The following is a 10,638-nucleotide window of genomic DNA, read 5'->3' as shown; positions in this document are numbered from 1 at the left end:
ATGATAAGCTTAAAGCCAGCTATGAGGCTGCCGTAATTCTCGCTTGTGTCTTTATCTGGCTGCCGCTGATTTGAATTCTATACAGCCCCTATAGTAGCGAGCTATCGTGCAGCCCCATAATGCTAGAAAAGTCTTTATCGCCATTCTCTACCGCGTGAGCGTCATAAAGCTCAGTGGCTCTAGCACCCATAGGGGTATCAACATTGATATTTTTAGCGGTTTGCATGGCAAGGTTAAGATCTTTTTGCATCAATTTACTCATAAATCCACCTTGGTAACCGTTACTCGAAGGTACGTTTTCCATCACTTGCGGGTAAGGGTTATAGACTTCTAATGTCCAATTACGACCCGAACTTTGCAGCATAATATCTGACAACACTTTAGGGTCTAAGCCATTTTTGACACCTAAATTAATCGCTTCTGCCGTGCCTGCCATCAAGATACCCAATAGCATGTTATTACAGATTTTTGCCACCTGTCCTGCGCCATGCTCGCCCGCATGAAAGATGTTGTTGCCCATCACACCTAATATCGGCTTGGCTTTGGCAAATCCCTCCTCGCTACCCCCCACGATAAAGGTCAGGCTGCCTGCAATAGCGCCGCCCGTACCACCAGAGACTGGCGCATCTAAAAACTCTATACCTAATTTGCTGGCGGCCTCTGCTACCAATCTTGCATCAGCCGCAGCGATGGTACTACTATCAATCACTAGCGTGCCTTTAGGAAGCTGCGCCAATAAGCCTTCAGAGCCCTCATCGCCTAAATAAACAGAATGAACGTGCGTGCCAGCAGGCAACATGCTAATGACGACTTGAGCATTGCTTGCCGCATCTTTTGGACTGGCTGCAACGCGAGCGCCTGATTGCTGTAAACGCTGGGTTGCCTCTTCAGATAAATCATAGACAGATAGCGCATAACCTGCCTTTAATAAGTTCTCCGCCATCGGTGCGCCCATGTTGCCAAGCCCAATGAAGGCGATATCTGGCTTATCAGTATTAGTGGTATTCGTATCCTTTGTATTCATCTCATCATTCCTTGATGGTTGATTGTATTATTAATTCTGCATTTATTTAGGGCGTGCTCTCTTTAAAGTGAGGACACACCCTAGACTTTTAAATTTAATCGTTATGGTAAATCGCAAAACTCTATTCTTAGCGTACGAGCTGACTACATAGCGACTCATCGCCCAGCCAGTCCCCAAAAGGATGCTCATCTTTGGCATAAGGACTTACAAAGTGCTGCTCAATATATTCTTGTCCTTCGGCGCTGAGGCACTCTGCCAACGAACGCGACCATTGTGGATTGCGGTCTTTGTCAATTAACAGCGCACGCACACCTTCTTTAAAGTCGGGATTAGCGGCACAATGTACCGCGACATTGGTTTCTAGATACAGCACTTGCTCTAACGATAAATCAGCAACCTTATAATAAAGCGCATGGGTCAAGGCAGCAGTCACCGGACAGCCATGTCGATAGGTAGCCACGGCTCGCTGTGTCCAGCTGTCTGCAGCAAAATCTTTATCTAACTGTGCAAGCGCCTCATCACTTTGTAGCAAAGCATCAATGTCACTCAAACCGCCACTATTCATCAGCTGCTGAATCGGATGCCAGTAGGCTGCTAATTTGCTAGCAGGCAATTCGGCTACCGTTTGTGCTGCCAGTGCGCGACTGACGATATTATGAGCGCTATTGTTATGACCTTTATCTGTGCTATCAGCTCCCGATTGCCAATTACTCTGTTTTAAGCGCTGTATAATGGCATCGTAATCAGAACTGGCAACGGCATACTCTGCAAGATTGGCCAATAGTGCGTCATTACCATTACACATCGCACCCGTTAGCCCTAAGAATAAACCTGTTTTGGCAGGCATACGCTGCAAGAACCAGCTACCGGAGGCATCAGGGAATAAGCCAATGGTAATCTCAGGCATCGCAAAGCGGGTACGCTCAGTGACCAGACGATGACTACAACCCGCCATTAGCCCCATGCCACCACCCATAATGATGCCATCGCCCCACAGTATTAATGGTTTAGAGTAAAAATGCATTTGTCGGTAAAGGTTATATTCATTACCGAAAAACTCTGTGGCATACGGATTCGGTAGCGGTGCACTGCTAGACATGCTGTCGTATAGCTTACGGATATCTCCGCCTGCACAAAATGCCTTATCGCCAGCGCCTTTTAAAACAACCGCTACCATTTGATCATCACTTTGCCACTGCGTTAACTGTTGCGATAATAACTGACACATCTCAACGCTTAACGCATTGAGCGATTTGGGTGTATTTAGTGTCATTATCCCAATCAGGTGCCCACAATCTGTCGGCTCCGACTCAAACAATACTGGCGCGTCTTGTGCTGTATCTTCTATAGCTGCTGTCATAAAAGTGACCTACAAAAATTAAATGAAAAAATATTATGCTTAAAAATAAAGCAGTAAACTTTACTTATTTTGCCAATTTGGTTTGCGCTTCTCTAAGAAGGCTTGTACACCTTCGCGCTGATCTTCTGTATCGAACAGCTTAACGAAAGCTTCGCGCTCATGGATAAGGTTTTGCGCAGGCGGTGTGTTTCTAGCCGCTTGGATAAGCGCTTTAGAATAGCTAACGGCAACCGGCGATTGCTTAGCGACCTTTTGTGCCAATGCTTGTGCTACTAATAAACCGCCACCTTTTGCCGTGACTTCTTCGACTAAATTAATACGTAATGCGGTCTCTGCATCGACGCGCTCACCGCACAATATCATGCGCTTTGCCCAGCCTTCACCGACGAGAGCCGTTAGATTTTGCGTGCCGCCTGCGCATGGTAATAAGCCCACACCAGTCTCTGGCAATGCCATTTGTGCATGCGCTTCTGCGATACGAATATCACAAGCCAGCGCACATTCAAGTCCACCGCCCATCGCATAGCCGTTGATAACCGCGATACTGACGCCGCGATAGGCTGATAATGCTTCGAACGCTTCGCCAAAAGCAATCGCCATACTGATCGCGCGACCTTTATCACCGTCGGCAAAATTGTTCAAGTCGGCACCCGCTGAAAAGAACTTTTCACCATCGCCATGAACGATTAAGGCATAAATATCATCATTAGCATTTAGATCAGCAACCAATTGCTTAAGCGCCTTTAGACTGTCCATCGTCCAAGTGTTGGCAGGTGGGTTATTGAGTGTGAGTGTGGCGGTATGACCGTCAATCGATAAGTTTAAGTTGGTGTAATCCGTCATAAAACATCCTTATTATAATTTTTATAAAATCGCTTTATTGATAAATTCGAATAAGCAAATTATCTATTTATATAAACTGCTTAGCGTAACTGACTTAGCGCATCGTCTTGTAGCAGCTGACGTGAAACAATCACGCGCATGATTTCATTGGTGCCTTCTAAAATTTGATGCACGCGTAAATCACGGACATGGCGCTCAAGTGGATATTCGTTTAGATAACCATAACCACCGTGTAACTGTAGAGCTTCGTTAGCGACATCGAAACAAAGATCAGTCGATAATCGCTTGGCCATCGCACAATAAGTAGAAGCTTGCGCATCCTTATTATCGACTTTATTAGCCGCTAGATAGAGCATTTGCCGTGCGGTAATAGTTTGAGTCAGCATATCAGCCAGCTTAAACTGTACTGATTGTAAGCTGGCAATTGGGCTACCAAACTGGCTGCGCTCTTGCACATAATTGGTCGCTGTCTCAAGTGCTGCTTGCGCGGTACCAACTGCACAAATCCCAATATTAATTCGACCGCCATCTAAGCCCTTCATGGCGATACGAAAGCCTTGGCCTTCTTCGCCAATGAGATTCTCTGCTGGCACTTTGACATCTTTAAAGCTAATGGTACGCGTTGGCTGCGCTTTCCAGCCCATTTTATGCTCGTTTTTGCCATATTCGATACCAGCGCTGTCGGCATCAACCACAAATGCTGAAACGCCTTTGGGTCCTGCAGCGCCCGTACGTGCCATAACCACCAACACATCGGTTGAACCTGCCCCTGAGATAAAGGTTTTTTCACCATTAAGCAGGTAATACTCGCCTTGCTTATCGGCTTTAGTACGTAGAGAAGCCGCATCAGAGCCAGCATTAGGTTCGGTTAAGCAATAGCTGCCAAGCCATTCACCACTGACCATGTTGGGCAAATATTTTTTGCACAACGCGTCGCTACCATATTCACCAATCATCCAGCCAGCCATATTATGAATACTCAGATAGGCAGCAACAGCCGTATCACCCCATGCCAACTCTTCAAAAACCATAGCAGAATCTAAGCGTGGCAAGCCCAAACCATCATATTCTGGATTGGTATACAATCCCAAAAAACCAAGCTCACCTGATTTCTTAATCACATCAATTGGAAAATGTGAGGTGCGATCCCACTCAGCCGCGTTTGGCTTTAGCTCTTTTTGCGCAAACTGACGGGCAGTTTGACGAAAGGCGATTTGGTCATCGGTCAATGAAAAATCCATAGGGTCATCCTTCTGCTTGCATAGCAAATATGGTGGAGAGAACGTTATAAGCCGTCAATCTAATGTGGTTTATACAGTGTTGTATCTACAGTATAGCAGCGGCATAGCGACAATCATAAAATCATGCTTTTCCTAAAAAAATCCTAAGCGAAATTGTCGCTCCGCTGCCAATATAAATGATTAACGTTAGATTGAAATAGTAGTATTAACGCCGCGGCTCGCCTCATCATCAAACCAACGCGCCGTGACAGTCTTGGTTTGCGTATAAAACTGAACGGCTTGCTTACCATAAGGACCTAAATCACCGAGCTTACTGGCACGCGAGCCTGAGAATGAGAACATCGGCAGTGGCACAGGAATCGGCAAGTTAATACCGATTTGACCGACCTGTACATCTTGTTGGAATTTATGCGCGGCAGCCCCTGATTGGGTAAAGATTGCCGTGCCATTGCCATGTGGATTGGCATTGAGCAGCTCAATCGCTTCATCTAAGCTATTGGCGCGCATAATACATAATACAGGACCAAAGATTTCTTCTTTATAAATCTGCATGTCTGCGGTGACGTTATCAAAGATGGTTGGCCCTACAAAGTTGCCTTTCTCATAGCCCTCAACGGTAATACCCCGACCATCAAGCAACAAGCTTGCCCCTTCTTCTACCCCTGTACCAATCAAATGCTCAACACGCGCTTTTGCGGCAGGCGAAATTAGCGGACCTAAGTCTTTATCATGTTTACCCGCTGAGACGATTAAGCCTTCTGCTTTGGCTTTGATGTCATCAATCCATTCACCAGCGGCACCGACAAGAACAACGACAGACAGCGCCATACAACGTTGACCGGCAGCACCAAATGCGGCACCTGCTAGCTGATTGAGTGTTTGCTCTTTATTAGCATCAGGTAAGATAACGCCATGGTTTTTAGCGCCCATCATACACTGTGCACGCTTACCTGCTTGACTGGCACGCTCATAGACGTGTTTGCCGACGTTAGTAGAGCCAACGAATGACACGGCCTTAATATCTGGATGGTCACAAATTGCATCGACGGTTGCTTTGCCGCCATGCACCACGTTAAGCACCCCTTCAGGGACACCCGCTTCGATGGCAAGCTCTACCAGACGCATGGTGACCATGGGATCTTGTTCAGATGGTTTTAGGATAAAAGTATTACCCGTGGCAATTGCCATTGGGAACATCCAAAGTGGAATCATCGCTGGGAAGTTAAACGGGGTGATACCAGCACAAACACCAAGCGGTTGCCAAATACTATAAGTATCAACGCCTGAGGCGACATTTTCTACAAAATCACCAATTTGCAAGTTGGCAATGCCTGCAGCATGCTCGACCACTTCTAAACCACGGAATACATCACCACGCGCATCGGCAATGGTTTTGCCCTGCTCTGCGGTCAAAATTTCTGCCAGCTCGTCCATGTGCTCACGAATCAGGGCCTGATACTTCAAAAAGATGCGGGCACGGGTGGTAATGGGCGTTTTGCGCCAGGTTTGAAAAGCGGTTTGGGCCGCAGCAACGGCTTGGTTTATTTCATCATCAGTCGTTTGCGGGACTTTAGCGATAACTTCTTGAGTGGCTGGATCAGTAATATCAATCCATTCGTTAGTATTAGAATCAACGAATTGACCATTGATGAGCTGTTTAACATGTTGCATAAGATATCCTTATCTTGTTTGCAAGACTACCATTTAACGGTGTCTTTATATTCTTAAGAGTGAGTAAAAACCATAAGTTTTCATCAATAACTTTTAATTTTAAAATGATTTATTTCGTATCGTTATTGACTATAACAATAAACCAATTTTAGGGTCAAGCGTTTATCTAACTTTTATCAAGGTTTATGTGAATCAATTAAAATTATACTTAATTAAGAAATAAAAAAAGCCCATGGTTGTTCATGAGCTTTTCTTTACTGAAATAAGATAATGATAAAAGTTTAGCTTATCAATAGTCTTTCATAGACTTTTTAATAGCATCAATCGCTACGGGATTGTCAAGCGTTGACATATCGCCTGTCTCCTTGCCTTCTGCCAAAGCGCGAATAGCACGGCGTAGGATTTTGCCAGAGCGAGTTTTTGGCAGTGCTTGCGGAAAGTAAATCGCTGCTGGTCTTGCAATACCGCCAAGAGACTTGACTACAGCGCCAATCACTTGCTGCTCGATACGGAAGCGGTTTTCGGTGGTCGCGACCTGTTCGTGGTCTTTTAGGACACAAAACGCGATGGGCAGCTCGCCTTTTAATTCATCTTGAATACCCACAACAGCACATTCTGCCATCTGGGGATGGGTACTAATCGCTTCTTCAATTTCCTGGGTGCCGAGTCGATGACCCGCGACGTTAATGACATCATCAGTACGACCAAGAATATGGAAGTAACCATCCTCATCAACGACGGCATAGTCTGACGTTGAATATTGATTGCTGTCCGTTAGGCTAAAATAGCTGTCGATAAAACGCTTATCATTACGCCAAACTGTGGTCAAGCAACCGGGTGGTAATGGCGCACGAATCGCCAGCAAACCTTTTTCGCCAGCAGCACACGCCTCGCCAGTTTCTTCATTAATTACTTGGGCATCGTAGCCATACATTGGATAACCGGGTGAGCCTTGTTTGTGCGGCTTATCATTGAATTTAGGCGTATTGCTTAAAATAGGCCAGCCTGATTCAGTCTGCCAATAATGATCTAAAATTGGCACACCCAAATGCTTGGTTAGCCAACCGGCAGTCGATTCATCAAGTGGCTCACCTGCCAAAAAGAATGATTTCAAACTAGAAACATCGTAGCGCGTCATCCACGTTTCATCTTGCTTTTTGAGCATACGCACACCAGTCGGTGCGGTGAATAGAATATTGACCTTATTGGCTTCTACAATTCGCCACCAAATTCCTGGATTTGGTCGATGCGGCAAACCTTCATACATAACACTGGTCATGCCAGCGAGCAATGGCGCATAAATGGTATAAGAGTGCCCAACGGCCCAGCCGATATCGGATATCGCCCAAAAAGTCTCGCCCGCTTTACCATCGTAGATATAATCCATCGACGTAGTCAGTGCCACCGCATGACCGCCGGTGTCACGCTGTACCCCTTTTGGCGTACCAGTCGTACCTGAAGTATAGAGCAGATACGAAGGTGTATTGGACTCTAGCCAAACTGGCTCAACAATAGCATTGGCGTCGCAGCTGATTCGGCGTTCAGTGGCATAATCGACATCAATATCTTTTCGCTCAAAGGGTAAAATACCGCGGTTGACCACCATCACATGTTCAGGCTTGACCGTAGCTTGCTCAACACCTTGGTTGACTAGGCTTTTATAATTAATGACTTTGCCACCACGCAGACCTGCATCGACGGTTATGACCATTTTTGCTTCGGCATCATCCATACGAATGGCTAAATTATGCGCGGCAAATCCGCCAAATACCACTGAATGCACCGCACCAATGCGCGCACACGCGAGCATCGCATATGCCGCCTCTAAAATCATTGGCATATAAATAATGACGCGATCGCCTTTTTGAATACCCTGACGTTGCAATACATCGGCAAAGTAATTAACTTCTTTATAAAGATCATTATAGGTCAGGCGGCGCTTGGTATAGTCCGTATATAGCTCAACGTTATTGCCCAAGTCATTAAAGGCATCAACGACGGTTGGAAAGGTTTCTATCAGTTCTTGATTAATCTCTGATGATAACCAAATAAAAGCATCTTGCTCTGCGCGTTCTTCAAGATGACGATCAACACAGTTATAGCAAAGATTGGTCTCGCCACCGACAAACCATCTAGCGAAAGGCAGATTGCTGTCATCAAGGATTTGCTCAGGCGCTTTATGCCAGTAGATACGCTTAGCTTGCTGCGCCCAAAAATCCTCACGATTATTGATTGAATCATGATATATATCGGCAAAATTTTGGCTAGTATCAGATGATGTTTGAGAGGTTGGATCAGATGCCTGATTAGGGTTTTGATTAACAGCTTGGCTGCTGCTTTGCTTAATAGTTTGCTCGCTCATAATGGCTGTCCTTAGCGTAAACGATGGGTGATGCAATACGGCCTTATTAGATAATATCATAATATATAACTGGCAATCCTTGCCAGAAATAATAAACCGATACACAACGTATCGGTTTAAAATGTAACAGAGCTAATGGTAAAGGTCAACTATTAAGCGTGTAATCTTCTTAGCCCATAATACAAAATAATTAGACCTATCTAGGGCGTGTCCTCAATCTCAGGTCTATTTATCATACATCTCACGCATCACTTTTTTGTCGTGTTTACCGACAGAAGTCTTTGGTAGCTCATCGACAAACTTAAACTGACTTGGTACACCATACTTAGGAATAATACCGCGTGTCACAGCCTGCTCAGCCAGTGCTTTGATATCCTCGGCTTTGGTATCCTGACATTCTGGTTTGAGCACTACCAATGCTAATGGACGCTCGCCCCACTGTTCATCGCGAATACCAATCACCGATACGTCAGCCACCGATGGATGCAGCGATAGAATCGTCTCAATCTCTAATGAAGATATCCATTCGCCACCCGACTTAATCACGTCTTTGAGACGATCGGTAATTTTAATATAGCCGTCAGGGCGTACATAAGCGATATCTTGGGTATGCATATAGCCACTTTCCCACAGCTCTTTACCGGCATCGTCATTTTTAAGGTAGCTTTGGGTCAACCAAGGCGCTCGTAATACCAGCTCACCGGTATTGTCTTTACCCGTACCAACCGGCTCATTGCTAGTATTCCATATTTGGGCGTCAACCATTAGTACCGGCTTACCTGTCATACAACGACGAGCAATATCTTCTTCCTCAGACATCTCAGGCTCATTGAGGCTGAACTCAGTCAAACTAATGAGCGGCGCTGTCTCAGACATACCGTAGCCGGTGTAAACTTCGATATCTTGCGCCATGGCAGCCTTTGCCAAACCTTCGGTCAATTTTGAGCCGCCAATAATCATTTTTAAACCATTAAAACTGGCGCCACGATCCTGCGCTTCTTTAAGTACCATCTGCAAAATCGTCGGTACACAATGGGTAATACTTACCTTTTCATTGATAATCAAATCCATCAATACATCAGGCGCATAACGACCCGGATAGACTTGCTTTAAACCAGTCATGGTCGCGGTAAACGGAAAACCCCATGCATGAACGTGGAACATTGGCGTCATCGGCATATAAACATCACCATAACTGACACCCTGCTTATTGGGTAACATACCAAGGGTCGCCGCTTCCGCCAAGCTGTGTAACACCAATTGACGATGGCTAAAAAACACACCTTTTGGATCGCCTGTGGTGCCTGAGGTATAAAAGGTGGTAGCAATGGTATTTTCATCAAAGTCTGGGAAATCAAAACTGTCATCAGCAGCTTCTAATAACGCTTCATACTCTCCTACTACGCGGTTTTGGTTGCCACCGAATACGCCTTCGTACGACGCACCATTATCATCAAGCCAAATAATATGCTCAATGCTTGAGTTTTCAAACTGATAGTTTTTGACCAATGGCGCAAACTCAGAATTCAGCATCAGCACTTTGGGTTTAGCATGGTTGATGGTATAGAGGATTTTTTCTGGTGACAGGCGAATATTAACCGTCTGCAAAATATATTCTGACATCGGTACCGCAAAGTACGACTCAAGATATCGGTTACTGTCCCAATCCATGACTGCCACCACATCACCAGCAGCAAGATTCAGATTTTCTAAAACATTCGCCAAACGATTAATACGATTAAATAAGTCTTTATAAGTGAGGCGTTTTTTGTCGGCATAAACAATCTCTTGATCGAGCGACACTGTTTTGGCACGGTTCAGTAGTTGCTTTACGATTAAAGGATAATCGTATGCAGAGGGTGCGCTATGATAAATATTTGACATAAATCTGACGTCCTTGTGGGTTATTTTAATTAATTCCAATGGCTTTTATAGCGCATCGCTTTATTATCGTTTAGCCTTATTATTCAGCCTTATTACCTAGGGCGTGTCATCAATTAGCATAGATATTTCAGAATAAGCTATACTTAGATCGTATTTAGGAATTTGAGCTCAATGACTATGACAAGACGACATGCCCTACGTGATGACCAATGGGAGAGAATTAAAGACATTCTACCTGGTAAACCAAGTGACG

The 10,638-nt window shown here is 45.0% G+C and carries 7 protein-coding genes; all 7 read right to left on the bottom strand.

What is annotated here, in order from left to right; genetic code table 11:
- Positions 1–88: 88 nt before the first annotated feature.
- Entirely contained in the window at positions 89–1,024 is a 936-nt protein-coding gene (gene mmsB / locus EI161_RS11475; protein WP_192529598.1) for a 3-hydroxyisobutyrate dehydrogenase, read from the bottom strand.
- A 127-nt stretch (positions 1,025–1,151) separates the two neighbouring features.
- On the bottom strand, positions 1,152–2,384 hold the full coding sequence (locus EI161_RS11470; protein ID WP_192523850.1) for an enoyl-CoA hydratase/isomerase family protein: 1,233 nt from the start codon (positions 2,382–2,384) through the stop codon (positions 1,152–1,154).
- A gap of 60 nt (positions 2,385–2,444) precedes the next feature.
- A complete protein-coding gene (locus EI161_RS11465; protein WP_192529597.1) occupies positions 2,445–3,227 on the bottom strand; it encodes an enoyl-CoA hydratase in 783 nt (260 codons plus the stop codon).
- Between the two features lie 80 nt (positions 3,228–3,307).
- Complete coding sequence (locus tag EI161_RS11460; RefSeq protein WP_192529596.1) at positions 3,308–4,468, bottom strand: acyl-CoA dehydrogenase family protein; 1,161 nt, start codon at positions 4,466–4,468, stop codon at positions 3,308–3,310.
- A 186-nt stretch (positions 4,469–4,654) separates the two neighbouring features.
- Entirely contained in the window at positions 4,655–6,139 is a 1,485-nt protein-coding gene (locus EI161_RS11455) for a CoA-acylating methylmalonate-semialdehyde dehydrogenase (RefSeq protein ID WP_192529595.1), read from the bottom strand.
- A gap of 289 nt (positions 6,140–6,428) precedes the next feature.
- Positions 6,429–8,501, bottom strand: coding sequence for a propionate--CoA ligase (locus EI161_RS11450; protein WP_192529594.1), 2,073 nt, complete (start codon positions 8,499–8,501; stop codon positions 6,429–6,431).
- 225 nt (positions 8,502–8,726) lie between these two features.
- Positions 8,727–10,385 (bottom strand): fatty acid--CoA ligase, encoded by a 1,659-nt coding sequence (locus tag EI161_RS11445; protein ID WP_192529593.1) that lies wholly within the window; start codon positions 10,383–10,385, stop codon positions 8,727–8,729.
- Positions 10,386–10,638 lie beyond the last annotated feature (253 nt).

This window comes from Psychrobacter sp. FME5 (assembly GCF_014861375.1).
In the GTDB taxonomy this organism is placed as follows: domain Bacteria; phylum Pseudomonadota; class Gammaproteobacteria; order Pseudomonadales; family Moraxellaceae; genus Psychrobacter.
Note: the sequence above shows the minus strand (reverse complement) of the source record. Positions and strands in the feature narration are given on the sequence as shown.

Excerpts from the sequence above, each read along its gene's own strand:
- EI161_RS11465 (WP_192529597.1), bottom strand. The coding sequence starts at position 3,227 with ATGACGGATTACACCAACTTAAACTTATCGATTGACGGTCATACCGCC.
- mmsB (WP_192529598.1), bottom strand. The coding sequence starts at position 1,024 with ATGAATACAAAGGATACGAATACCACTAATACTGATAAGCCAGATATC.
- EI161_RS11450 (WP_192529594.1), bottom strand. The coding sequence starts at position 8,501 with ATGAGCGAGCAAACTATTAAGCAAAGCAGCAGCCAAGCTGTTAATCAA.
- EI161_RS11470 (WP_192523850.1), bottom strand. The coding sequence starts at position 2,384 with ATGACAGCAGCTATAGAAGATACAGCACAAGACGCGCCAGTATTGTTT.
- EI161_RS11445 (WP_192529593.1), bottom strand. The coding sequence starts at position 10,385 with ATGTCAAATATTTATCATAGCGCACCCTCTGCATACGATTATCCTTTA.
- EI161_RS11460 (WP_192529596.1), bottom strand. The coding sequence starts at position 4,468 with ATGGATTTTTCATTGACCGATGACCAAATCGCCTTTCGTCAAACTGCC.
- EI161_RS11455 (WP_192529595.1), bottom strand. The coding sequence starts at position 6,139 with ATGCAACATGTTAAACAGCTCATCAATGGTCAATTCGTTGATTCTAAT.